Below are 23,854 nucleotides of genomic sequence, written 5' to 3'. Positions count from 1 at the left end.
CCGCACAACGCATCCCGGCCGGCTTCGCTCCCCCGCCCCGTGCAATGCAGCATCCCGCAGGTGCAACCGTCGCTGAGCTGCGCTAGGCTTGTCGCCATGACTCGACGAACCGGCAGCGCCGATCTTCCTCTTCACACCGGGCGGGTTCCGCCCTGGCTGGCAAGTCGCATGTCCTCGCTCGGGGCGATCGTCACCCAGGCGATCGTGCATCATTACGGCCGCGACGCATTTCTACAGCGCCTGTCGCATCCATTCTGGTTCCAGTCGTTTGGCGCCGTGATGGGAATGGACTGGCACTCCTCCGGCATCACCACCTCCGTGATCGGCGCGCTGAAGCGCGGGCTCGGACCGCTCCAGGACGAGCTCGGGATTTACGTCTGTGGCGGTCGCGGTCAGCATTCGCGCAAGACGCCGGACGAGCTGTTGCAGCTCGGCGACCGCGTCGGATTCGACGGCGTCAACCTGACCCGGGCCAGCCGTCTGGTCGCCAAGGTCGACAGCGCCGCGGTCCAGGACGGCTTTGACCTTTATCTGCACGGCTTCTTCGTCACCACTGAGGGCAAATGGACGGTGGTGCAGCAGGGCATGAACGGCGACAAGCGGCAGGCGCGGCGCTATCACTGGCACTCCGAGGCAGTGAAGAGCTTTGTCGATACGCCGCACAGCGCAATCGACGGGCCGCAGCAGGGCGAGATCGTCAATCTCACCGATCATCGCGCCGATCTGTCTCGGACGGCACAGCTCGAGCTGCTCTCCGACCTCGGCCCGGATCGCATCGTCTCCGAATTCGAGCGGCTCGCGGGGACCCCGTCCACGCCGGCGCAAGGCATGCTGCCGCATCTGATCATGCCTGCGCATCATGATGTGCGGCCGAAGGACGTGTTCGCGCGCCGCCTGCACGGCACGCTCGCCGCCGCAGCCGAGCGCGGCCCGGTCGATTTCCCGGAGCTGCTGCTGACGCCGGGCGTCGGCGCGCGCACCGTGCGCTCGCTAGCCATGGTCGCTGAGGTCGTGCACGGCGCGCCCTATCGCTTCACCGACCCCGCCCGTTTCTCGCTCGCCCATGGCGGCAAGGACCGGCATCCCTACCCCGTTCCGATCAAGGTCTATGACGAGACCATCCGGGTGCTGAAGGGCGCGATCCGAAACGCGAAGCTCGGACGCGACGAGGAGATGCAGGCGATCAAACGCCTCGACGACCAGGCACGGCGGTTGGAGAGGACCGCGCGCGGCCCATCAGTCGATGCTTTCATCGCCGGCGAGCGTGCGGCCTCACCGGAGCTCGATGGCCGTTCGGTGTTCGGCTGGGAGCGGGACCTTGCGCCCACAAAAAAGCGGACCGGCTGAACACCGGTCCGCAAGTTGGCGGAAGGAACGCCCTCTCAGGTCTCGTCGGCCTCCGGCTTCTCATCGAGCCGGTTTGCTGCGTGGTCCTGATATTGTTCGGTCTGGATGGACTTGCCGTCCATGCCGCGAATGTCCGAATGCTGTTTCTTGTCGCGGTTGGACAGGACCATGTTGTCGCCGATCATCTCCTTCGGCACGTCGGTCAATGCGCCGGTGCCGTCGCCCTTGCCATGCATGCCCGATCTGAAGTGCGTCTTGCTGCCATGCCCACCAGGCATCAGTCTCTCCTCTCTTCGGATGATTTAGTGCTTCTGTTGTGCCGTCGTCGGTTTGGGCGGCTTGTGGCCGCTCTGGCCGGGATCGTTGTGCTTGTTGTGATCGCTCTCCTGGTTGAGACCGCCGCGGCTCACTGGAAACTCGCTGTGACGAGCTTCGGGGTTCGCACGATGGACGCGCGTGTCTTGCGGGTTATGACCGGCGGCCTGCTCGAGTTCTCGCGCATCCGGAACATCTGGCTTCCGCTCGAGGATGCGCACTTGCTGTTCGTGAGTCTTCTTGCCCTGCATTGTGAGCCTCCAATCTTACCGGCCTCTTCGGGGCGAACCGCTCCGCGCGACATCCTTGTCGATACCGCCACCGGCGTTCACGTCGTTTTCGACGTCGCCTTCGATCGTGTTCTCGCCCAAGACGTCCTCGAGGTCGTCAGGCGAAACGCCTGCCCTGTTCGCGCCCTTGGATCCGCCGATCAGGGGATTGTCATGCAGGTCCTTCTCGGTCGGCGCGTACAGCTTGGGTTGCTTGTTGGCCATGTCACCTGCCTCCGCCCTTTCCGGCCTCGTCGTGCGTGTGATGGGAATCGCGCTCGCCACCGCCGCCGGAAACCCGGCTGTGGCTGCGCTGCGGATCGTCCGCCGGCGGCTTCTTCACCTGAAGTGGTGCCTTCGCGTTCTCATGCGAGGCGCCGGGTCCGCCCTGTCGAATGCTGTTCGGTGTCTTCGTGGATGTCGACATGAATGTCGTCCTCCTCAGCGATCTTGCTGATAGCCTTGGTTGGTCGTGTTCTGCTTGATGTTGCCCTGCTGTCCCTGCTGATCCGGATTCTGTACACGCTCTTGACCGTGCGGCATCTGATCGGCGGACATCTGCTTGCGATCGCCGGTTCCCTTGCGGCTCTGATTGTCCGGTGGAACAGGTGGCATCTTGCTGGCCATGATCTTGTCTCCCGTTAAGACGTCGATCTGCGACATGGGCCCCAAGGAACTCCCCTCCTCGCCATGTCGGGATGACAACAGCACGAACGGCACACCGTTCCTGGCCGATCACAACAGGCAAAGATTTTCCGAAGGGCGCCGCCAACGTCAGTTTGCCGCGGTGAGGGAACGATCGCCCCTCGTTCCGCTGCGTGCAGTCGCCTCTGTTCCGCGGCCCTCTGCCGTGACAGGAAGCTTCGCGATCGCGCGCAAGCCCGGCCGCTTGCGCCAGCGGATTTCAGCGGCATCGACGGCAAGACTCAATTTCGGCCAACGCACGAACAGCGCCTCCAGCGCGCAGGCCGCCTCGATGCGCGCGAGCTGATGGCCGAGGCAGAAGTGGATTCCCGTGCCGAATGAGATATGGCGGTTCGGCTTGCGTTCGAGATCGAGGGTCTCGGGACGATCATGTACCGCGGGATCCATGTTCGCAGCGGCGAGCATCACCATGACGCGATCGCCCTTCTTCAGGCGCACGCCCTCGACCTCGACATCGCGCCGCACGTAGCGTGGCTTGGAGAATTGCACGGGCGAGACGAAGCGCAGAAACTCCTCGACCGCGAGCCCGACGCGGCTCCAATCCTGTTCCAGCCAGTCGCGCAGCTCGGGATTCCTGAGCAGCTCGTAGATGGAACCGCTGATGAGATGGGTGGTGGTTTCCGATCCCGCCCCGAGCAACAGAAACACCATCGAGACCATTTCATCCGGCGTGATCTGGCCGCCTTCGCGCTCGACCTGAATCAGCTCGGCAATCAGGCCCTCGCCGCCCTGGACACGCGCGATCTGCAACTGCTGCTCGAGGTAGGCGCGCATCTTGCGCACCGCGAACAGCAGGCGGAAGAAGCTGACGACATTCGTCAGCGAGGTCATCGCGTTGGCCCAGGCGATGAACTTTGGACGATCTGCGAGCGGCAGACCGAGCAGCTCCGAGATCACCGCGAGCGGCAGGATGCGCGCATAGCGCTGGACCAGATCGGCCGGGGATCCTTGCGCGAACAGCTCGTCGGCCAGACCGTCAGCGATGGCCCGGATGCGCGGCTCCATCGCAACGATCGCGCGGCGGCGAAACGCTTCGTCGACGATGCTGCGCAGCCGCGTGTGATCCGGCTCGTCCTTCGTCAGCATGTTGTTGGCGATGGTCCTGACGAACCTCGGCATCCACCAGCGCAAGCCCGCGATATCGCCATCCTCCTTGCGCAAGGTGAAGGTCGCGCCGTCCTTCAGGACCTGCGCGGTGGCGTCATGGGTCGTGGTGATCCAGACATTGCCGACGATGGGAAACCGCGTCGCGACCACGGGTGCGGACATGCGCAATTTCGCGATCGCCTTGGGCGGATCGCGAAAGAAGGCCTCGCTGGTGAAATCGAGGCGCACTGTCATGGGATCACCGGAACGATTGGTGGCGTATCACCGAGATGGTGCGCGGCGCGGCCGGCGCAAGGGCGCGTCTGCTCGTCGGCCGCGGGCGTGGCGAGCCGCGCCTATCCACGCCCGGATGAGCGCTGGCCGCTCTTGCGCTGCTGTTGGGTGTAGGCGTCCCAATGGCTCCAGCTGCCATTGCTGAGGCTCTGCAGGTCGGTTGCGAGTGGACGGCGCGTCCGTTTGTCGTGATCGGCGATGGCGCGCTCCGACTGTGCGATCTTGCGCTTGAGTTCCGCGATCGTCTTCTGCGTCTGGCCGTTGCGCTTCGAGGTGGCGATCTCGCCCATCGTGAAGCGCGCGGTCTCCAGCGCCTTCAGCTCGGCGCGGTTCTTCTTCAACTGAACCCGGTGCCAGGCGATGTTGCTGTCGCTGTCCGCAACCATGTGGGAACTCCGCTGATTCGGTCCCACATAGTATCGTGCGCCGAATCGGCGCCGCAACGCCCCGGCAGTGGCGAAAATGCGATCTTCTCGCGCAGAAATTCCGGATCTGGAGCCCCCGCAACGGGGCCTTAGATTCTTATTTGGGCGGGTCTTCTTGACGCGAACCGGTATCCACTTCGCTCGAAAACGCTTCAGCGCTCGGCGAAGGCCTTCTCTACCACGAACTGGGCAGGCTCGCCGTGATTGCCCTCGACGAAGCCGCGCTCACCCAGGAGGACGCGGGTGTCCGCCACAAGGGCCGGGCTGCCGCAGATCATGACGCGGTCATGGGCGGCTTCCAGCACCGGCAGGCCGATATCGGCGAACAGCTTGCCTGAGGTGATGAGATCGGTGATGCGGCCGCGATTGCGGAAGGGATCGCGCGTCACGGTCGGATAGTAGATCAGCTGGTTCTGGATGTACTCGCCGAGCAGCTCGTCCTTCGGCAGATGCTCGGTGATCATCTCGCCATAGGCGAGCTCCTTGACGTGCCGACAGCCGTGCAGCAGCACCACCTTCTCGAACCGCTCATAGGTCTCGGGATCCTTGATCACGCTCAGGAACGGCGCAAGACCCGTGCCGGTGCCGATCAGGTAGAGGTTACGTCCCTCTTCCAGATTGTCGATCACCAGTGTGCCGGTGGCCTTGCGGCTGACGATGATCTCGTCGCCTTCCTTCAGATGTTGGAGGCGCGAGGTCAGCGGTCCGTCCGGCACCTTGATCGAGAAGAACTCCAGCGTGTCCTCGTAATTGGCGCTGGCGACGCTGTAGGCCCGCAGCAGCGGCTTCTCGCCGACCCTGAGCCCGATCATGGTGAATTCGCCGTTGCGGAAGCGGAAGGTCGGGGTGCGGGTGGTCTTGAAGGAGAACAGCGTATCGGTCCAGTGGTGGACGCTCAAAACGCTTTCTTGATTGAAATTGCTCATCTCACCTTCCCTGTCGCGTCGATTGCGGTTCCGAGGCCGGCAGCTATGCGTCGTTTGTACACGATCATTCGTATACTAATGAATAATCCGGCTTGATCCGGCGGTCAAGGCTGCCCAAGATCGGAAGCGTTGCAGTTAGGAATAAGGAGCCCCTTCCATGGCGCATGACGCACCCCAGGCCACCGGACCCTCGAAGCTGGTGATCCGCAATATCGGCCTGATCCTGTCCGGCGCTTTGGAAAAGCCGATCCTGGACGGCGACACCATCGTCGCCGAGAACGGCAAGATCAGCGCGATCGGCCGCTTCAAGGAGGTCAATACCGAAGGCGCCACCGCCATCGTCGACGCCAACGGCACCACGGTGGCGCCGGGCCTGATCGACAGCCACGTCCACCCTGTCGCCGGCGACTGGACGCCGCGGCAGAACCAGATCAACTGGATCGACAGCTATCTGCACGGCGGCGTCACCACCATGATCTCCGCCGGCGAGGTGCACATGCCCGGCCGCCCCCGCGACGTCGTCGGCCTCAAGGCCATGGCCGTGTTCGCCCAGCGCGCATTCTGGACCTTGCGCCCCGGCGGCGTGAAGATTCACGCTGGCGCGCCGGTGATCGAATGCGAGATGGTGGAAGAAGACTTCAAGGAGATGGCGGCCAACGGCGTCAAGCTGCTCGGCGAGGTCGGCCTTGGCGGCGTCAAGGACGGCCCGACCGCGCGGAAAATGGTCGGCTGGGCGCGCAAATACGGCATCCAGAGCACCATCCACACCGGCGGCCCCTCGATTCCCGGCTCCGGCCTGATCGACAAGGACGTGGTGCTGGAGGCCGACACCGACGTGGTCGGTCACATCAACGGCGGCCACACCGCCCTGCCCGACGACCAGATCCGCTGCATCTGCGAGGGCTGCAAGCGCGGCCTCGAGCTCGTGCACAACGGCAATGAGCGCTCGGCCCTGTTCACGCTGCGCACCGCGCGCGAGATGGGCGACCTGCACCGCGTCATCCTCGGCACCGACGCACCCGCCGGCTCCGGCGTGCAGCCGCTCGGCATTCTGCGCATGGTCTCGATGCTGTCCTCGCTCGGCGACCTCCCGGCCGAGATCGCATTCTGCCTTGCCACCGGCAACACCGCGCGGATGCGTCAGCTCGATTGCGGCCTGATCGAGGTCGGCCGCTCCGCCGACTTCGTCATCATGGACAAGGCCCAGCACTCGCCTGGCAAGAACATCCTGGAGAGCGTCCAGCTCGGCGATCTCCCCGGCATCGGCATGACCATCATCGACGGCATCGTCCGCACCCAGCGCAGCCGCAACACGCCGCCGGCCGGCAAGGTGCCGGAGGTGGTGGCGAAGTGATGCAGCCGGAGCGGCCCGCCGCTCCGCATTGTCCCTCGAAGGCATTGAACAAGTCGCAAGCCTGTTGCGTCTAACGCAGGCAGCCCTCGGCGGCGGCAGTTTATTGTTCGACCATCGAGGCTGACATGAAGGACCCATCACGGATAGCCGTGGGCGTCGCTGGCGCGGTGGCGGGCTATATCGCGATCTTTGTGCTGTTTTCTCTGCTCGATGTCGGCAACCGTGCGGCCCCGATCACATCGGGTCTGCTGGGACTGTTCGTCTACTCGCCCATGGGCGCGATCGCCGGCGCGGTTCTCGCCAACTGGCTCGTGGCGCGTTCAGGCAAAGATACAGGACAGGACGCAGGCGTCGGCGGTGTCGCGCGGAACAGCTTGAAGTCGCTCGGCATCGTCGCCCTGCTCTGCACCGCCGGCATCGGCGCCTACATTGCGTACGCATACGCGACCGCAACGCCCTGGCTCAACCGCAACGGCGCCAATCCCCTGCTCGTGTTCGAGGTCCGCTTTCCGGCGGGAGTAACGGTGCCGACATCGGCGCAGGACATCACCATCGAACTGCAAACCGACATCAACACCATGCCGGGCGAAGTCAGTCCGGCCGCGTTCTATCGCGATGGCGACCAGGCGGTTATCGCCGGCGAAGTCGAGCTGGCGTTTCGAACCTCGCACCGGCAGCTCGCTGTCAACATCCAGGGCCAGCCGAGCCGGATCTATCCGATCGATTTGACGGCCCGGGCGCCGCATACGCCGGAATTCGGAACGTGGCGGCGGCTTGGTGACGGCAGCGAAATCCGCTACCGCGCCAAATGGCCGGGAAAGACGTAAGAGATCAGCGCTTCTTCGCAATCTCACAGCGCACATAGGTCTGGCGCTTGGCCCGCCCAACCGGACCGTTGTCCATCACCAGCCTGCCATCCGCAGCGACAGAGACGCGAGGATTGGAGCGAAATTTTTCGCCCTCGCCTTCGCAGGCCAGCTTCATTTTCCAGCCGAGCCTTCCGTCGGCCGTGATCTGGCTGGCGCGGCACCGCGTCTCATACCAGTACAGGCGATTGCCGCCCTCGATGCTCATGCGGTTGGGACTGTCGTCGTCGCGACAGTCCTTTTTGGTCGAGGCCCAGAAGCCTTCGTAAGGCTGCGCCGCCAAGGCGGGAGCGCATTGGCCGGCGAGCACGGCACCAAGACTCAAGACAACCGCAAAGCGCGTCGCAACTCTCATGACCAAAACCTCGATAAACCCTTCATCAAGGTTAGTCGCCAGTTCCGGCACCTTGTTCAACTGCCGTACGGTGGTCAACGCGCGAAGTGCCGTGCCCACGATTTTTGCGACTCGAGAAAGGATGGCGGGCACGCTTCGCATTGCCCGCCCTACGAAACCTTCACCTGAGCTTGTTCAGCAGCATCATCAGCGTCTCGCGCTCTTTCGCCTCGAGCGGCGCCAGCGTCTCGCGGGTGATCGCCAGCGCGTTCGGCGCCAGCTTTTCGGCAAGCTGCTGTCCGGCGCGGGTCAGGCTCACCAGCAGGCGGCGGCCGTCCTCGGGATCCTGGCTCGTCTCGGTGAGGCCGCGCGCGGTGAGACGATCGATCACGCCCTTGATGGTCGCGACGTCCATCGCCGTCAGGCGCCCGAGCTGATTCTGCGAGCACGGCCCGGTCTCGGCCAGTTTCGACAGCGCCGCCCATTGCGTCGGCGTCAGATTGGTGCCGATGTCGCGGGCGAAGATCGAGCTGTGGCGCTGCCAGACCTGGCGCAGGATGAAGCCGACCTGTTCGTCGAGCACGTAAGGCGGTTTCGCTGGTTTGACACTTTTCTTTGCCGCAACGCTTCTCGCCATCCGTTCGCAGCCCTTCCCCTTGCCTCACAACGACAGATGCGCGTCGCGGATATCCGGGCGCGCGTCGAGCTCGGCCATGGTGCCGCCGAAGCAGATGCGGCCGCGCTCGATGATGTAGGCGCGATCCGAAATCAGCCGCGCGAAATGCAGATTTTGCTCGGAGACGACGATGCTGACGCCTTCCTTCTTCATGGTCAGGATGGCGTCGACCATCTGCTCCACGATCTTCGGCGACAGGCCCTCCGACGGCTCGTCCAGCAGCACCAGCGAGGGATTGCCCATCAGCGTGCGCGCGATGGTGAGCATCTGCTGCTCGCCGCCGCTCATGCGTCCGCCCGGGCGGTTCTTCATCTCGCCGAGGTTAGGAAACAGCGCGAACAGCTTTTCGCGCGTCCAGTGCGGCGCGTTCGGACGCTTCGGCTGGCGGCCGACTTCGAGGTTTTCCTCGACGGTCAGGTCCGTGAAGATGCGACGCTCCTCCGGCACGTAGCCGAGGCCATCGCGCACGATCTCGTGTGTCGGCTTCGACGAGACGTCCTTGCCCTCGAACGTGATGCGGCCGGAGCGCTGCGCGACGAGGCCGACGATCGACCGGAACGTCGTCGACTTGCCGGCGCCGTTGCGTCCCAGCAGTGCCACCACCTCGCCCTCGCCGACCTCGAAGCCGATGTCGAACAGGATATGCGCCGGACCATAATGGCTGTTGAGGTCCTGCACCGTGAGCTTCATGTGGAGGCTCCCTCGCGGTGGCGGGAATCGTAGACCAGGCCCTCGCCGAGATAGACCGCCTGCACCTGGGGATTGCCGCGCACTTCCGCCGGCGAGCCCTCCGCGATCAACGTCCCGCGGTTGAGCACGAGGATGCGATCGGCATGCTCGAACACCACGTCCATGTCGTGCTCGGTGAAGAGCACGCCGATGGATTTTTCTCGGGCAATGCGCGCGGTCAGCCGCATCAATTCGACGCGCTCGCGCGGTGCCATTCCGGCCGTCGGCTCGTCCATCAGCAGCAGTTTGGGCTGGTTGGCGAGCGCAACCGCAAGCTCGAGCCGCTTGAGATCGCCATAGGCAAGCTCGCCGCAGGGCCGGTCCGCATAGCCGCCCATGCCGACCAGCTCGAGCAGGCGGCCGGCCTCGTCGCGATCGAACTTCGGCGCCGAGCCGAACAGATTGAACAGCTGCTTGCCGTGCGAGATCAGCGCGACCTGCACGTTCTCGCGCACGGTCATGGTGGCGAAGGTCGCGGTGATCTGGAAGGTGCGGCCGACGCCGAGCCGCCAGACCTCACGCGGCTTCCGGCCGGTGATCTCCTCGCCAAGCAGGCGAACGTGGCCGCTATCAGGCATGTTCTGGCCGTTGAGCATGTCGAAGCAGGTGCTTTTTCCGGCGCCGTTCGGCCCGATCAGCGCCAGGATCTCGCCGGCCCGCAGCGAGAACGAGACGCCTCGCACGGCATGGATGCCGCCATAGGATTTGGTCAGGCCTTCGACCGCGAGAAGTGGAGGTGCGACGCTCATTCGGCAGACTCGATCGGCTTGGCGAGCAAAGGTGATCCCGGCGGCGATGCTTTCTTGCGGCGCTGCGCCAGCATCTCCAGCGTGCCGACGATGCCCTTGGGGAAGACGACGACGATCAGCATGATGAAGCCGCCGAGCACGAGCTTCGACAGATCGGTCTGGCTCACCAGCCAGATGTTCAAAGCCTTGTAGACGATGGCGCCGATCACCGCGCCCGACACCGTCTCGACGCCGCCGAGCAGCACCATGACCAGCGCGTCGACCGAGAGCGAGATGCCGAGATTGTCGGGGAACACGCTGCCCTTCAGGTAGGCAAACAGCGCACCGCCGATGCCGGCGGTCGTGCCGGCGATCACGAAGGCGGTCCACTGGATGCGCTTGGCATCGATGCCGATGGCTTCGCTGCGCAGAACCGAGTCGCGCGTGGCACGAAGCGCGTAGCCGAACGGCGAGAACACCATGGCCCGCAGCGCGACAGTCACCAGCGCCGCGACGCCGAGCGAAAGCCAATAGAAGCGCGACGGACTTGCCACCCAGCTCGATGGCCAGAGGCCGAGAATGCCGTTGTCGCCGCCGGTCACGTCCACCCACTGGAACGCGATCGACCAGACGATCTGCGCGAAGGCGAGCGTCAGCATTGCGAAATAGACGCCGGAGAGCTGCACCGCGAAGAAGCCGAACACGGCCGCGCCCATGCAGCCGAGCAGCGGCCCGAGCAGCAGGCAGACGATCATCGGCAGTCCCGCCATCTTGGCGAGGAAGGCGATGCCATAGGCGCCCAGGCCAAAATAGGCGGCGTGCCCAAACGATGCGAGGCCGCCGACCGACATCAGGAAGTGCAGGCTGACGGCGAAGATCACGAAGATCGCGATCTCCGAGCCCACGGTCAGCAGATAATTGCCGGCGAACAGCGGCAGCATCGCCGCGACGACGAGCGCCGCGAGCGCCATCAGCCGCTCGTTGGAGGTCAGCGGGCGCCAGGGATTGACGGTGAGGCCCGGCGTCTTGCGCGCGGCCGCCTCCGGCTTGCCGAACAGGCCCCAGGGACGCACGATCAGCACCACCGCCATGACCAGGAAGACGAGAATGATCGAGATCTTCGGGAAGATCAGGATGCCGAAGGCATTCAGCTCGGAGACCAGCACCGCCGCGACGAAGGCGCCGACGATGCTGCCGAGGCCGCCGATCACGACCACGACGAAGACCTCGACGATGATGCGCAGGTCCATGGCGTGGTGCACGGCATCGCGCGGGATCTGGAGCGCGCCGCCGAGCGCTGCCAGGAAGACACCGACAGCGAACACCGACGTGAACAGCCACTTTTGGTTGACGCCGAGCGCGGCCACCATGTCGCGATCCTGCGTCGCCGCGCGCACCAAGACGCCCCAGCGCGTGCGCTGGAACAGCAGCCAGAGAATGCCGAGCACGACGGGACCGAGCACGATCAGGAACAGGTCGTAGCTCGGAATGTTCTGGCCGAAGAAATCGATCGCGCCCCTGAAGCCCGGCGCGCGGCGGCCGACGAGATCGTCGGGCCCCCAGATCAGCACGACGAGATCCTCGACCATCAAGGTCAGGCCGAAGGTCGCGAGCAGCTGGAACAGCTCGGGCGCATGATAGATGCGCCGGAGCAGCACCATCTCGACGATGACGCCGATCAGCGCCACCGCGAACGCGGCCAGGACGATGCCGCCCCAGAAGCCGAACGCGCCGGACAAGCGCTCGGTCAGGGTGAAGGCGATGTAGGCGCCGATCATGTAGAAGGCGCCATGCGCGAAATTCACGATCCGGGTCACGCCGAAGATGATCGACAGGCCCGAGGCCACCAGAAACAGCGACGCTGCGCTGGCGAGACCGGTCAGAAACTGTACGACGTAAAAGGCCATCGGCGGTCCGGGTTGGTTAGGTCTCGGTGCTGGTCTTCATCCTTCGAGACGGCGCTCCGCGCCTCCTCAGGATGAGGTCCGGGACCCTCATGGTGAGGAGCGCGGCGACGCCGCGCGTCTCGAACCATGAAGGCCCCGGTCTCTGTATTAATCCTTCGGACGCAACTTCGCGACTTCGGCATCGCTGGGCAGATAGTCCGCGCCTTTCTTGTAAGACGAGTCCACCATCACGCCCTTGCCGTCCTTCAGCGCGGTCTTGCCGACGAAGGCCCCGAGCGTCGACTGGTGGTCGATCTTGCGGAAGGTGATCTCGCCGAACGGCGATGGCATCGTAAGCCCCTCCGCCGCGGCAATCAGCTTCTCCGGATCGGTCGATCCTGCCTTGGCCAGGATCGCGGCGGCCGACTTGATGGTCTGGTAGCCGACGATCGAGCCGAGACGCGGATAGTCGTTGTACTTGGCCTGGTACGCCTTCAGGAACGCGTCATGCTCGGGCGTCTTGATCGAGTACCAGGGATAGCCGGTGACGATCCAGCCCTCCGGCGTCTCGTCCTTGAGCGGGTCGAGATATTCGGGCTCACCGGTGAGGAAGGAGACGACCTCACGCCCCTTGAACAGGCCGCGGGTGTTGCCTTCGCGCACGAGCTTGACGAGATCCGCGCCGAACGTGACGTTGAGGATCGCTTCCGGGTTGGCCGCGGCAACCGCCTGCACCACCGGGCCGGCGTCGATCTTGCCCTGCGGCGGCCATTGCTCGTCGACCCACTGGATGTCGGGCCGCTTCTCCGACATCAGCTTCTTGAACACCGCGACCGCCGACTGGCCGTATTCGTAGTTCGGCGCGATCGTCGCCCAGCGTTTCGCCGGCAGCTTGCTGGCAGCTTCCACCAGCATCGCCGCCTGCATGTAGTTGGAGGGACGCAGGCGGAAGGTGTACTTGTTGCCCTTGGACCAGGTGATGGCGTCCGTGAGCGGCTCGGCCGCGAGGAAGAACACCTTCTTCTGGTTGGCGAAGTCAGAGACCGCAAGACCGATGTTCGACAGGAACGTTCCCGCGAGCATCGCGACGCCCTCGCTCGAGACGAGCTCGTTGGCCGCGGTCTGCGCGTCCGCCGGCTTGCCGCCGTCGTCCTTGGAGATGACGACGAGCTTCTTGCCGTTGATGCCGCCGGCCGCGTTGACTTCCTCGACCGCAAGCTGCCAGCCCTTGCGATAGGGCTCGGTGAATGCCGGCAGCAGCGAATAGCTGTTGATCTCGCCGATCTTGATGTCCTGCGCCAGGGCCGAATGAGCCATGCCGCCTGCCAGAAGCGCGAAGGCCGCGCCGACGATAGTATTTCTTGCTCGCATCCCAACCTCCAATTTGAACTCGCTTACGACTTCTATCTATCTCAGACCGTCTTCGCCCTTGATCTCCGCGACCGTCAGCCCGCCGACGCGCGGCAGCGGACGGCCGCTGTCGGTGACGGCGACCGCGACCATGATCTCGTTGGCACGCGGCGCGTCGTTGATCTGTACCTCCATGCCGTCGAAATGGCTGCGGACGAAGGCTGCGTCCTTGTGCCCCAGCGGAATGTCCAGGGTCGTGCCGGGGCCGCTGCGCTTCTTCGAGGACGGGATCAGTGCCGCGCCCTTGCCCAGAACCTTGCGCACCGGCGCCCCCATCTTGGGGTGGAGGATTGCGGCGGCATGCTCCAGCTCGCCGTTCTCGCCGACGGCCGCGGCCTTGCCGTAGCTGTGCGCCTTGGCACCATCGATGCCGAGCGCCGCCACCGCGCGCTTCGACAGGAGCTCGCCCAGCTCCTCGCCGATCGCGATCAGCGGCGAAAGATCCTCGACATATTTTCCGGCGAAAGGATTTTCGATCACGGCGATCGCGGCGGCACGCCGGGTCGGCGGCGACACCTGGCGTCCCATCTCCATCTGCGTCTCTTCGACGACGGTGACGATCTTGCGGATGATCGCGCTCATGTTTCGCTTCCCTGTTCAGGCATGGACCGCGTTCTCCAGCACACGCGGGCGCGATCGTTGCTCTTCTATATCCTTTGTTCCGATGACAAGCATATCACCACAAAGCCGCAGCACGGCACCTTCGATCAGTCCGCGATCGAACAATTGCCGTGCACATTCCGCGCCAGATTCAAGCGCGGCTGCGATCTCATCGTGAGACAGCTCGCCGACACCGCGCGTCACAAGGCGTGCGCCCAGATCGCTGTCGGGCTGAAGCTCGTTCGCAGGCTGTCGGATGATTGCGGGATGCCCGGGCAGATCGACGGCATTGGCGATCACCGTCGCGGCCGCATCGGCCTGCGAAGCGGTTGCGGCCAGCACGGTCACGGCATCGGCGATCCCGAGCGAAAAGCTGCGGCCGTGCCGACCGCTGGTCGCGACGCCCCGCACCGGATCGTTCGCATCGATCCGCATCCTCCGCATCACGCCGTCGTGGTCGGGACGATCCATCAGGCCGACCGAAAAATGCTCGCCCACACCGAGATGCAGCGCGATGTCGCCGCCATTGTTGACGTAAATCCGATCGAGCGGTGCAGCGCGCAGCATCGCGGCCAGAATCTCCTCCGCGACGCTGCCGGCAACGGCCGCCATCGGCGTGATGAAGCAATCGGCGGCATAAGGCGCGACGGCAGCGTGCATGCGGCGGGCGACAACGCCCTTCAGCGAGGTCTTCTCCTCGACCGCCGTACGCAGCCCTGGCAATTCCGCGCAAAGCTCGTCGAGCAATCCAGTGAACCGCAGCGCCGCAGCCTCATAGGCGACCCGCACCGCATCCGTACGTCCCCTCGCCTCCACGATCAGATCGATCGGTCCATCCTGCAAATGCAGCCGCCGGCCATCAGACAGCAATGCGATTTGCGGGCGCCTGGTCATGTGCGAGGCCCCGGAATCGGGTTCTGCCAGGGCAATTGGCGGACATCGTCGCCGCTCTGCACCTCGGAGAGCGGCTTCACATAATCCATGTGGCCACCGAGCGCGGCATAGTCGGACAGCTTCATGGTGAATTCGATCGGCGCGACCAGGGCCGGTGTCGGCACATAGCCGAACGCGCCTGACGGCATCTGCGTCACGTCGACCATGTAGGTGATGCCGCCGCCGGGCCAGACATAGACCGGCGCGCCGCCGCTGGTGACGCGCGTCAGCGCATCCTTCACCGAGCGCGTCAGCCGCACCGGGTTGTCGGTGACGCCAGCGCGCAAGGAGCCGCCCGCGCCCGCCATGAACAACACCGTGCACAGCGCGGGCTCGCAATTTTCCTGGATGCGCTCGACCGAGAACTTCAAGTCGTCAGGCATCTCGGTCTCGACCGGCTTCAAGGCCTGGTCGAGCACGTAATAGGACGAATGCTCTCCGGTGGTGGAGACCATCAGCATGGTCAGACCGGGCTTTGCTTCCTTAGCATCGAACGGGCCAAGGATCGACAGGGGATCTGAGATGTTGGTGCCGCCCCAGCCCGTGCCTGGATCGGCCACCTGGAAATAGCGGCCGGGCGTCGAGCGACGGCCCTTCATCTTGATGCCGGTGTCGGCGATGTCGAGCAGCTTGCCCGCTTGATGCTCGCTGAGCACGCCGGTAATGTGGTCATCGACCACGACGACTTCGTCCACCTTGCCGTGCCATTGCTTGGCGAACATGCCGATCGTCGCCGAGCCGCAGCCGACGCGCATGCGCTCTTCCTTCACGCCGTTGACGATCGGCGGCTGCCCGGCCTGCACCACCACGGTGGCGCCGCCGTCGATGGTGAGCTCCACCGCCTTGCAATTGGCGAGGTCCATCAGCGTGTCGCAGGTGACGCGGCCCTCCTTCTTGGAGCCGCCGGTGAGATGATGCACGCCGCCTAGCGAGAGCATCTGCGAGCCGTATTCGCTGGTGGTGACATGGCCGACCGCCTCGCCCTGCGCGCGCACGGTCGCGGTCTCCGGGCCGAGATAGCGATCGGTGTCGATCTTCACCTTGATGCCGCAATAGGAGAAGATGCCCTCGGTGACGACCGTCACCATGTCGACGCCGTCGACCTCCGCAGAGACGATGAACGGCGCCGGCTTGTAGTCGGGATAGGTCGTGCCTGCCCCGATCGCCGTCACGAAAGTCGAGGGCTCATGGACGATCTTGCCGTCCCAGTCCTCGGTGCGGCTGAACGGGACGAGCTTGCCGCCATGAGAAACGGTACGCTCCAGGATGACATGCGGATCGACGCGGACGAGCTTGCCGTCGTGATTGGCATAGCGATCGCAGGCCCCCGCCGCGCCGGGCTTGATGTAGCACATCACCGGACAAGCATCGCAGCGGATCTTGTCGATGACGGCGCTCGTCGTTTCTGTCACCATGTCGGAGCCGGCGGACATCGCAGTTATCATTCGTATACGAACGATGTTGCGCGCGCTGCCCCGGGGCTGTCAAGCGGCGATGCAGCGCAAAAGATGCCACTGCCGCATAAAACCTCATTTGCCTATCCGCACTGTCCACAAAGAAGGCACCCGCGCTGCAGTGCGGCATGCACCGCTTGCACGTTTGTGTACAAACGGTATCGTCGCGGCGTCCGATTTTCGCGATTGCATGATCTTGGATATCGTCTTGGGCTTGGAAACGAGGATGACGCAGACACCGATCCGCCTCACCGTGAACGGCAGGATCCACGAGGTCACGGCAGCGCGCGACACGCCGCTGCTCTACGTGCTGCGCAATGATCTCGCGCTGAACGGCCCGAAATACGGCTGCGGCTTGGGGGAATGCGGCACCTGTACTGTCCTGATCAACGGAGTGGCGGCACGCTCCTGCGTGATTCCGGTGAGCGGCTGCGCCGGGCGCGACATCGTGACGCTCGAAGGCCTCGGCACGCGCGACAAGCCCGACGTCGTGCAGCAGGCCTTCATCGACGAGCAGGCCGCACAATGCGGCTATTGTCTCAACGGCATGATCATGACCACCAAGGCGTTGCTCGCGATCAACCCGCGGCCGACCGAGCAGGAGGCGCTGGCGGCACTGCGCTACAATCTCTGCCGCTGCGGCACGCATGTCGAGATCCTTCGCGCGGTGATGCGCGCATCCGGCCAACTCACCGAGGCCGCAGGTTGATGGCCTTCTTTGTTTCGAACGGAGCTGAGCGCGGGGGTTCGCTCGTCGTCGCGCGCAGCGTGGACGAGGTCACGTCGGAGACCTTCGTCCGCATCACCGCGGACGGTTCGGTCACGGCCTATAACGGCCATGTCGATCTCGGCACCGGCATCCGCACTGCGCTGGGCCAGATCGTCGCCGAAGAGCTCGACGTCTCCTTTGCGCGCGTCGTCGTCGTGCTCGGCGACACGGCATTGGTGCCGAACCAGGGCGCGACGATCGCGAGCGAGACCATCCAGATCACGGCCGTGCCGCTGCGGAAGGCTGCGGCGCAAGCCCGGCACTTTCTGATCGCGCGCGCGGCGGAACGCCTGGACTTGCCCGAAGCCGAGCTCAAGATCGAGGACGGACTCGTTCGCGGCCACGACAATCGCAGCGTCAGCTATGGCGAGCTCATCGGCGACGAAGCGATCCGCCTCGAGCTCGCCGATGACGTCGAGCTCAAGCCTGTCGGCGATTACGCCATCGTGGGCCAGTCGGTGCCGCGCGTCGATCTACCTGCTAAAGCCACGGGCGAGCTGACTTTCGTGCACGACGTCCGAGTATCAGGAATGGTGCATGGCCGCGTGGTGCGGCCGCCCTATGCTGGCGTCGATGCCGGACCGTTCGTCGGCACCAGCCTCATTGCGGTCGACGAATCCTCCGTGCGCGACATTCCCGGCCTTGTCGCCGTCGTGCGGATCGGCGATTTCGTCGGCGTCGTCGCCGAGCGCGAGGAGAATGCGATCCGCGCGGCAGAGCAGCTCAAGGTGAGCTGGAAGCCGACGCCGACGCTGACCGATCTTGGCGATGTCGAGACCGCCCTGCGCGCCAATCCCTCGACGCCGCGCACGCTGATCGACAAGGGCGAGGTCGAAAAGGCGATATCGGGCGCGGCCAAGCCGATGCAGCGCACTTACGTCTGGCCGTATCAGATGCACGCCTCGATCGGCCCTTCCTGCGCCGTCGCCGACTTCCAGGACGGCAACATCCGCGTCTGGTCGGGCACGCAGAACCCGCACGTGCTGCGCGGCGACCTGGCGCTGCTGATCGAGCGCCCCGAGAGCGAGATCGAGGTGATCCGGCTGGAGGCCGCCGGCTGCTACGGTCGCAACTGCGCCGACGACGTCTCCGCCGATGCGCTCCTGCTGTCGCGCGCCGTCGGCCGTCCCGTCCGCGTGCAATTGACGCGCGAGCAGGAGCACGCCTGGGAGCCCAAGGGCACCGCGCAGCTCATCGACGTCAATGGCGGCCTCGACGCTGACGGCAGCATCGCCGCTTACGATCTCGCCACGCGCTACCCCTCGAACGCCGCTCCGACGCTGGCGCTGCTGCTGACCGGTCGCATCTCCCCCGAGCCCACCGTGCTCCAGATGGGCGACCGCACCGCGATCCCTCCTTACGATTACGAGCACATGCGCGTCGTCGCCCACGACACGCCGCCGATCGTGCGGGCCTCCTGGTTCCGCGGCGTCTCGGCATTGCCGAACACCTTTGCGCATGAATCCTATATCGACGAGGCTGCAACCGAAGCCGGCGTCGATCCGATCGAATATCGTCTGCGCTACCTGAAGGATCAGCGCGCTGTCGATCTCGTCAATGCTGTGGCCGAGCGCGCGGGCTGGACGCCCCGCCCCGTTCGCGAGGAGAAGGACGGCGACGTCGTGCACGGCCGCGGCTTTGCCTACGCGCTCTACGTCCACAGCAAGTTTCCGGGCTATGGCGCGGCGTGGTCGGCCTGGGTTGCCGACGTCGCGGTGAACAAGACGACCGGCGACGTCAGCGTGACGCGCGTCGTCGCGGGGCAGGATTCCGGGTTGATGATCAACCCGGACGGCGTGCGCCACCAGATCCAGGGCAACGTCATCCAATCCACCAGCCGCGCGCTGATGGAAGAGGTGTCGTTCGAGCGCGGCACGGTGGCCGCGCGCGAATGGGGCGCCTATCCCATCATCCCCTTCCCCGACGTACCCAAGATCGACGTCTTGATGCTGCCGCGGCAGGACCAGCCGCCGCTCGGCGTCGGCGAGTCTGCTTCGGTGCCGAGCGCAGCGGCGATCGCGAACGCCATCTTCGATGCCACCGGCGTGCGCTTCCGCGAGCCGCCGTTCACGCCTGAGCGAATCCTCAAGGGTCTGCGCGGCGATGCGGCGGTGACGCCGCAGGCTCTGCCCGCACCGGCGGCATCGCGGCCCTCCCGGGTCTGGGCGAATCCGTTCGCCAGGCGCGCCGGTATCGCTGCAGCGATCGCAGCCGTCTGCACCGCTGCCATCGGCATCGGTGCGGCGCTCCTTCCAGGTCGCGCGATTGCGCCGATCGCACGGCCCGACGCGTCGGTCTATTCCGCGGCGACCATCGCCCGCGGCGAGCAGCTTGCAGCGCTTGGCAATTGCGCGGAGTGCCATACCAGCATTGGCGGCGCGCTCAACGCCGGCGGCCGCGCATTGGAGACGCCATTCGGCACGATCTATTCGACCAACATCACGCCCGACGTCGAGACCGGTATCGGTGCCTGGTCCTATCCGGCCTTCGAGCGCGCCATGCGCGATGGCTTGCATCGCGACGGACGGCAGCTCTATCCCGCTTTTCCCTACACGCATTTTGCAAAGACCAGCGACGCCGATCTGCAGGCGCTCTACGCTTATCTGATGGCGCAGCCTGCGGTGCGCGCGACGACGCCGGCGAGTGCGCTCGCCTTCCCGTTCAACCTGCGCCCGCTGCTCGCGGGCTGGAACGCGCTGTTCCACCGAACCCACGAATTCAAGCCGGACCCGTCAAAGTCCGAGCTTTGGAATCGCGGCGCCTATCTGGTCGAAGGTCTCGGCCATTGCAGCGGCTGTCATTCGCCGCGCAACGCGCTCGGCGCCGAGCAACGCAACGCTTATCTCGCCGGTGGCTTTGCCGAGGGCTGGGAAGCGCCGGCGCTGACCTCGGTCTCGCACGCGCCGATCCCGTGGAGCGAGGATGAGCTCTACGCCTATTTGCGCACCGGCCATTCGCGTTACCACGGTGTCGCGGCCGGCCCGATGGCGCCTGTCGTCAGGGATCTCAAAGCCCTGCCCGACCAGGACATCCGCGCGATGGCGGTCTATCTCAACTCGTTCAATGACACGGCGGTCGACCAACAGGCGCAGGATGCGCTTGCCGCCAAGCTCGAGCGCGCGACCCAGGTCAGCGTCGCATCGTCGACCGGTGCGCGGCTCTACCAGGGCGCCTGTGCGGTCTGCCACGAGGTCGGCGGCCTGCCGCTGTTCGGCACACGGCCCTCGCTCGCGCTCAACAGCAACCTGCACAGCGCCACGTCGGACAATCTGGTGCAAGTGATCCTGCACGGCATCGCCGAGCCCGTCTCGAGCGATCTCGGCTACATGCCCGCGTTCAGAAACAGCATGAACGACGCGCAGATCGCGGAGCTCGTCAGCTTCCTGCGCCGGCAGTTCGCACCTGGCAAGCCGGCCTGGACCGGCGTGCGCGAGACGATTGCAAAAGTGCGGGCGTCAACGCACTAGACAATTCATTCCGTCATTCCGGGGCCCGAGCGCAGCGAGGGAGCCCGGTATCCAAAACCACCAGCCGGGGTTATGGATTCCGGGCTCGCCGCTTCGCGTCGCCCCGGAATGACACCGCGTGAAGCGTCAGGGATACAGAACTACGCGTGCTTCTTCACCTCCACCGGCGGCGTGCCGTGGGTGTGGAAGGACTCGATCGTCTTCAATCCCCAGGCCTGGCCCTTCTTGCGCTCCTCCTCGGTCCACACGATCGGCTTCCAGTCGGGCGCGAGAATGAGGCGCGCGCCGGCATTGGCGACTTCGACGCGGTTGCCGCCGGGCTCGTAGACATAGAGGAAGAAGGTCTGCTGGATCGCGTGCTTGTGCGGGCCGGTCTCGATGTGCACGCCGTTCTCTAGAAAAATGTCCGCGGCGCGCAGAATCTCCTCGCGGCTGTCGAGCGCGTAGGTGACGTGGTGGAAGCGGCCCGGCACGCCCGAATGATCGAGCGAATAGGCAAAGTCGTAGCTCTTGTTCGACATCGTCAGCCACATCGCCGCCTCACGGCCGTCGTTGAGCACGATCTGCTCGGTGAGGCGGCAGCCGAGGTAATTCTCGAAGAACTCGCGGTTGGCCTTGATGTCGACGGCGAGGCAATTGAGATGATCGAGCCGGCGGACGTTGACGCCGCGCGCCGGAAAGCGCTGCGCCTGGTTCTTTAGTGCGGGCTTGAGCTCCGGCGGCGCCTGATACCATTCGGTCTCGTAATAGAGCTCGACGATGTGGCCATCGGGGTCGCGGCAGCGGAAGGTCGGCCCCTGCCCCATGTCGCCGTCGATCCAGCCGATGTCGAAGCCGGATCCCTTCAGAGCGGCGACGCGCCGCTCCAGCGCCTGCTGGCTGCGCGCACGGAGCGCCATGTGGCCCATGCCCGAGGTCTTCGACGCCGTGAGCTTGAGCGAATAGCGCTCGTAATCGTCCCAGCCGCGCAAATAGACCGACTCGCCCTTCTGTCCGCTGACGGTCATGCCCATGACATCGACGAAGAACTTCAGGCTCTCGTCGGGCTTCGGCGTCAGCAGCTCCATGTGGCCGAGGTGGGCAAGGTCGAGGATCGGTTCGGGCTGCATGTTTTCCTCCTGGATCGGACGCGGGGCTTTCGGCGCGGCGCCTCATTTGTACTAATGTACAAATCATTAGGTCCAGTCAACAAAGCAGCCGGTATCCTGCTGCGATCGGCGCCTGACCGCCGGCCTCCGGACGAGACGGGCAGCCTGCCCGAATGGTAAACTCTTCCTTAAGGACCATCTCACCTGAAAGGTCCGGAAAATGCAGCATTTTCCCGGCGATTTTGCCAATAAGCAGGCATTGACGGCGAGGCTCCCGACCGAATTACCGCGGATTTAACGGAGCCGGCGCGTCCGGCGTTTAACCGTTTGTGCAGCGACGGCCGCGCATAGTCCGGGCAACTCCCCTTGCTCTTGCCAGGTTCATTCATCGTGACATCCTTTGGACGCGTGATTTCGGTTCGCGGATCGCTCGCCCGGGTTGGGCTTCTGGCGGAAAGCCGGATGCCGATCTCGGAGGTGCGGGCCACCGTCGGCCGGTTCGTCAGCATTCGCTGCGCCAGCTCGGTCATCGTTGCGATGATCACGGAGGTCTCCTGCGAAAATCTGTCGAGCTCCGACAATTACATTGCCATCGCCTCGGTCGACCTGCTCGGCGAGATCCTCAATGCCGCGGACAAGGCCAAGTTTCAGCGCGGCGTCACCAACTATCCGACCATCGGCGATGCAGTCGACCTGATCACGAGCCAGGAGCTGCGCACGATCTACGCGCCGACCGGCTCGGACCAGATCAATGTCGGCTTCCTGCAGCAGGACCGCTCGGTCATCGCCTATGTCGACGTCGAGGAAATGCTGTCCAAGCATTTTGCCGTGCTGGGATCGACCGGCGTCGGTAAATCGACCGGCGTCTCGCTGCTGCTCAACGAGATCCTGAAGGCGCGGCCGAACCTGCGCATCTTCCTGCTCGACGTGCACAACGAATATGGCCGCTGCTTTGGCGACCGCGCGCTGGTGCTCAACCCGCGGAACCTGAAGCTGCCGTTCTGGCTGTTCAACTTCGAGGAAATCGTCGACGTGCTGTTCGGCGGCCGCGCCGGCGTCCCGGAAGAGCTCGACATCCTCGCCGAGGTGATCCCGCTCGCCAAAGGCGTCTACACACAGTACCAGAACGCCGACCGCATCGGCCTCAAGCGCATCGATCCCAAGCAGATCGGCTACACCGTCGATACGCCGGTGCCCTATCGCCTGGTCGACCTGTTGTCGCTGATCGACGAGCGCATGGGCAAGCTCGAGAACCGCTCCTCGCGCATCATCTATCACAAGCTGATCTCGCGCATCGAGGCCGTGCGCAACGACCCGCGCTACGCCTTCATGTTCGACAACGCCAATGTCGGCGGCGACACCATGGCCGAGGTGATCAGCCATCTGTTCCGCCTGCCCGCCAACGGCAAGCCGATGACGGTGATGCAGCTCGCCGGCTTCCCGGCCGAGGTGATCGATTCCGTCGTCTCCGTGCTCTGCCGCATGGCCTTCGATTTCGGCCTGTGGAGCGACGGCGTCTCGCCGCTGCTGTTCGTCTGCGAAGAGGCGCACCGCTACGCCTCCGCCGACCGCAACATCGGCTTCGGCCCGACCCGCAAGGCGGTATCGCGCATCGCCAAGGAAGGCCGCAAATACGGCGTCTATCTCGGCCTCATCACCCAGCGCCCCGCCGAGCTCGACGCCACCATCATCTCCCAGTGCAACACGCTGTTCACGATGCGCCTCGCCAACGACCGCGACCAGGCGCTGCTGCGCGCCGCCGTGTCGGACGCCGCCGCGAACCTGCTCTCCTTCGTGCCGTCGCTCGGCACCCGCGAGGTGCTGGCGTTCGGCGAAGGCGTGGCGCTGCCGACCCGCTTGCGCTTCAAGGAGGTGCCGCCGCACCAATTGCCGCGCGGCGAGGCCACCATCTCGAGCGTGCCCTCCGTCACCTCCGGCCACGACATGCATTTCGTCAGCGCCGTGCTCGAACGCTGGCGCGGCGCCACCTCGCAGCGCGACGTGCCGAACGACCCCGTGTTCTCGGCACCGCCCGCGAAGACGATGTCCAGCGTCGAAGCCCCGATGCTGCAGCCCTCGATGGGCCTCGATCCGGACCGCTTCTCGCTGCTGAAGAAGCCGCTGCGGTAAGGCTTCGCTCCATCCACATCGTCATTGCGAGCGCAGCGAAGCAATCCAGAGTCTTTCCGCCGG

The 23,854-nt window shown here is 65.0% G+C and carries 24 protein-coding genes; 6 read left to right on the top strand and 18 right to left on the bottom strand.

Annotated features, from left to right (window positions below):
* Window positions 1-96 precede the first annotated feature (96 nt).
* Window positions 97-1,347 (top strand): DUF763 domain-containing protein, encoded by a 1,251-nt coding sequence (locus tag I6F12_RS07030; protein WP_225155843.1) that lies wholly within the window; start codon window positions 97-99, stop codon window positions 1,345-1,347.
* A gap of 35 nt (window positions 1,348-1,382) precedes the next feature.
* Here the strand turns inward: I6F12_RS07030 and I6F12_RS07025 are convergent, their stop codons facing one another.
* The 8 genes from I6F12_RS07025 to I6F12_RS06990 form a co-directional block, all read right to left on the bottom strand.
* Window positions 1,383-1,625 carry a hypothetical protein gene (locus tag I6F12_RS07025; RefSeq protein WP_036001316.1) on the bottom strand — a complete coding sequence of 81 codons (243 nt, stop codon included), beginning with the start codon at window positions 1,623-1,625 and terminating at the stop codon, window positions 1,383-1,385.
* Window positions 1,626-1,649: 24 nt separating this feature from the next.
* Window positions 1,650-1,913 (bottom strand): hypothetical protein, encoded by a 264-nt coding sequence (locus I6F12_RS07020; protein WP_036001319.1) that lies wholly within the window; start codon window positions 1,911-1,913, stop codon window positions 1,650-1,652.
* Window positions 1,914-1,928: 15 nt separating this feature from the next.
* Window positions 1,929-2,156 carry a hypothetical protein gene (locus I6F12_RS07015; RefSeq protein WP_036034382.1) on the bottom strand — a complete coding sequence of 76 codons (228 nt, stop codon included), beginning with the start codon at window positions 2,154-2,156 and terminating at the stop codon, window positions 1,929-1,931.
* Window position 2,157: 1 nt separating this feature from the next.
* Window positions 2,158-2,358 carry a hypothetical protein gene (locus I6F12_RS07010; RefSeq protein ID WP_036001325.1) on the bottom strand — a complete coding sequence of 67 codons (201 nt, stop codon included), beginning with the start codon at window positions 2,356-2,358 and terminating at the stop codon, window positions 2,158-2,160.
* A gap of 14 nt (window positions 2,359-2,372) precedes the next feature.
* Window positions 2,373-2,558 (bottom strand): hypothetical protein, encoded by a 186-nt coding sequence (locus I6F12_RS07005; RefSeq protein ID WP_036001413.1) that lies wholly within the window; start codon window positions 2,556-2,558, stop codon window positions 2,373-2,375.
* A 147-nt stretch (window positions 2,559-2,705) separates the two neighbouring features.
* Window positions 2,706-3,977, bottom strand: a complete 1,272-nt coding sequence (locus I6F12_RS07000; protein ID WP_225155842.1) for a cytochrome P450 — start codon at window positions 3,975-3,977, stop codon at window positions 2,706-2,708.
* A 101-nt stretch (window positions 3,978-4,078) separates the two neighbouring features.
* Window positions 4,079-4,402 (bottom strand): hypothetical protein, encoded by a 324-nt coding sequence (locus I6F12_RS06995; protein WP_036001330.1) that lies wholly within the window; start codon window positions 4,400-4,402, stop codon window positions 4,079-4,081.
* Between the two features lie 191 nt (window positions 4,403-4,593).
* Window positions 4,594-5,367, bottom strand: coding sequence for a ferredoxin--NADP reductase (locus I6F12_RS06990; RefSeq protein WP_036001332.1), 774 nt, complete (start codon window positions 5,365-5,367; stop codon window positions 4,594-4,596).
* Between the two features lie 157 nt (window positions 5,368-5,524).
* On the opposite strand from I6F12_RS06990, the gene I6F12_RS06985 reads away from it, so the two are divergent.
* Both I6F12_RS06985 and I6F12_RS06980 read left to right on the top strand, forming a co-directional pair.
* Window positions 5,525-6,721, top strand: a complete 1,197-nt coding sequence (locus I6F12_RS06985) for an amidohydrolase family protein (RefSeq protein WP_225155841.1) — start codon at window positions 5,525-5,527, stop codon at window positions 6,719-6,721.
* 125 nt (window positions 6,722-6,846) lie between these two features.
* A complete protein-coding gene (locus tag I6F12_RS06980) occupies window positions 6,847-7,548 on the top strand; it encodes a hypothetical protein (RefSeq protein WP_225155840.1) in 702 nt (233 codons plus the stop codon).
* A 4-nt stretch (window positions 7,549-7,552) separates the two neighbouring features.
* Here I6F12_RS06980 and I6F12_RS06975 read toward each other — a convergent pair whose 3' ends face one another.
* From I6F12_RS06975 to I6F12_RS06935, 9 genes are all read right to left on the bottom strand, one after another.
* Window positions 7,553-7,942, bottom strand: a complete 390-nt coding sequence (locus tag I6F12_RS06975; RefSeq protein WP_225171382.1) for a hypothetical protein — start codon at window positions 7,940-7,942, stop codon at window positions 7,553-7,555.
* 160 nt (window positions 7,943-8,102) lie between these two features.
* Window positions 8,103-8,558: a MarR family transcriptional regulator gene (locus I6F12_RS06970; protein WP_036001344.1), complete on the bottom strand. Its 456-nt coding sequence runs from the start codon at window positions 8,556-8,558 to the stop codon at window positions 8,103-8,105.
* Window positions 8,559-8,582: 24 nt separating this feature from the next.
* The gene (locus I6F12_RS06965) at window positions 8,583-9,287 is read right to left on the bottom strand and encodes an ABC transporter ATP-binding protein (protein WP_036022338.1); all 705 of its coding nucleotides are present in this window, start codon (window positions 9,285-9,287) and stop codon (window positions 8,583-8,585) included.
* Window positions 9,284-10,075 carry an ABC transporter ATP-binding protein gene (locus I6F12_RS06960; protein ID WP_109144118.1) on the bottom strand — a complete coding sequence of 264 codons (792 nt, stop codon included), beginning with the start codon at window positions 10,073-10,075 and terminating at the stop codon, window positions 9,284-9,286. The genes I6F12_RS06965 and I6F12_RS06960 overlap by 4 nt, the downstream gene beginning before the upstream one ends.
* The gene (locus I6F12_RS06955) at window positions 10,072-11,961 is read right to left on the bottom strand and encodes an ABC transporter permease (protein ID WP_225155839.1); all 1,890 of its coding nucleotides are present in this window, start codon (window positions 11,959-11,961) and stop codon (window positions 10,072-10,074) included. Before I6F12_RS06955 ends, I6F12_RS06960 begins: the two co-directional genes overlap by 4 nt.
* Window positions 11,962-12,108: 147 nt before the next feature.
* The gene (locus I6F12_RS06950; RefSeq protein WP_225140161.1) at window positions 12,109-13,311 is read right to left on the bottom strand and encodes an ABC transporter substrate-binding protein; all 1,203 of its coding nucleotides are present in this window, start codon (window positions 13,309-13,311) and stop codon (window positions 12,109-12,111) included.
* Between the two features lie 36 nt (window positions 13,312-13,347).
* Window positions 13,348-13,932 (bottom strand): amino acid synthesis family protein, encoded by a 585-nt coding sequence (locus I6F12_RS06945; protein WP_025035619.1) that lies wholly within the window; start codon window positions 13,930-13,932, stop codon window positions 13,348-13,350.
* Between the two features lie 15 nt (window positions 13,933-13,947).
* On the bottom strand, window positions 13,948-14,844 hold the full coding sequence (locus I6F12_RS06940) for a UPF0280 family protein (protein WP_036001359.1): 897 nt from the start codon (window positions 14,842-14,844) through the stop codon (window positions 13,948-13,950).
* The gene (locus I6F12_RS06935; protein ID WP_057029297.1) at window positions 14,841-16,298 is read right to left on the bottom strand and encodes a hypothetical protein; all 1,458 of its coding nucleotides are present in this window, start codon (window positions 16,296-16,298) and stop codon (window positions 14,841-14,843) included. Before I6F12_RS06935 ends, I6F12_RS06940 begins: the two co-directional genes overlap by 4 nt.
* 265 nt (window positions 16,299-16,563) lie before the next feature.
* On the opposite strand from I6F12_RS06935, the gene I6F12_RS06930 reads away from it, so the two are divergent.
* Complete coding sequence (locus tag I6F12_RS06930) at window positions 16,564-17,046, top strand: (2Fe-2S)-binding protein (RefSeq protein WP_225155838.1); 483 nt, start codon at window positions 16,564-16,566, stop codon at window positions 17,044-17,046.
* Complete coding sequence (locus tag I6F12_RS06925; RefSeq protein ID WP_225155837.1) at window positions 17,046-20,573, top strand: molybdopterin cofactor-binding domain-containing protein; 3,528 nt, start codon at window positions 17,046-17,048, stop codon at window positions 20,571-20,573. Before I6F12_RS06930 ends, I6F12_RS06925 begins: the two co-directional genes overlap by 1 nt.
* Window positions 20,574-20,713: 140 nt before the next feature.
* On the opposite strand, the gene I6F12_RS06920 is transcribed toward I6F12_RS06925, so the two are convergent.
* Window positions 20,714-21,682, bottom strand: coding sequence for a catechol 2,3-dioxygenase (locus tag I6F12_RS06920; protein WP_225155836.1), 969 nt, complete (start codon window positions 21,680-21,682; stop codon window positions 20,714-20,716).
* A gap of 369 nt (window positions 21,683-22,051) precedes the next feature.
* On the opposite strand from I6F12_RS06920, the gene I6F12_RS06915 reads away from it, so the two are divergent.
* Window positions 22,052-23,791, top strand: a complete 1,740-nt coding sequence (locus I6F12_RS06915; protein ID WP_036001369.1) for a DUF87 domain-containing protein — start codon at window positions 22,052-22,054, stop codon at window positions 23,789-23,791.
* Window positions 23,792-23,854 lie beyond the last annotated feature (63 nt).

It is taken from the genome of Bradyrhizobium sp. IC4059 (genome assembly GCF_020193615.1).
Taxonomy (GTDB): domain Bacteria; phylum Pseudomonadota; class Alphaproteobacteria; order Rhizobiales; family Xanthobacteraceae; genus Bradyrhizobium; species Bradyrhizobium yuanmingense.
This window is presented reverse-complemented; position numbering and strand designations above follow the sequence as displayed.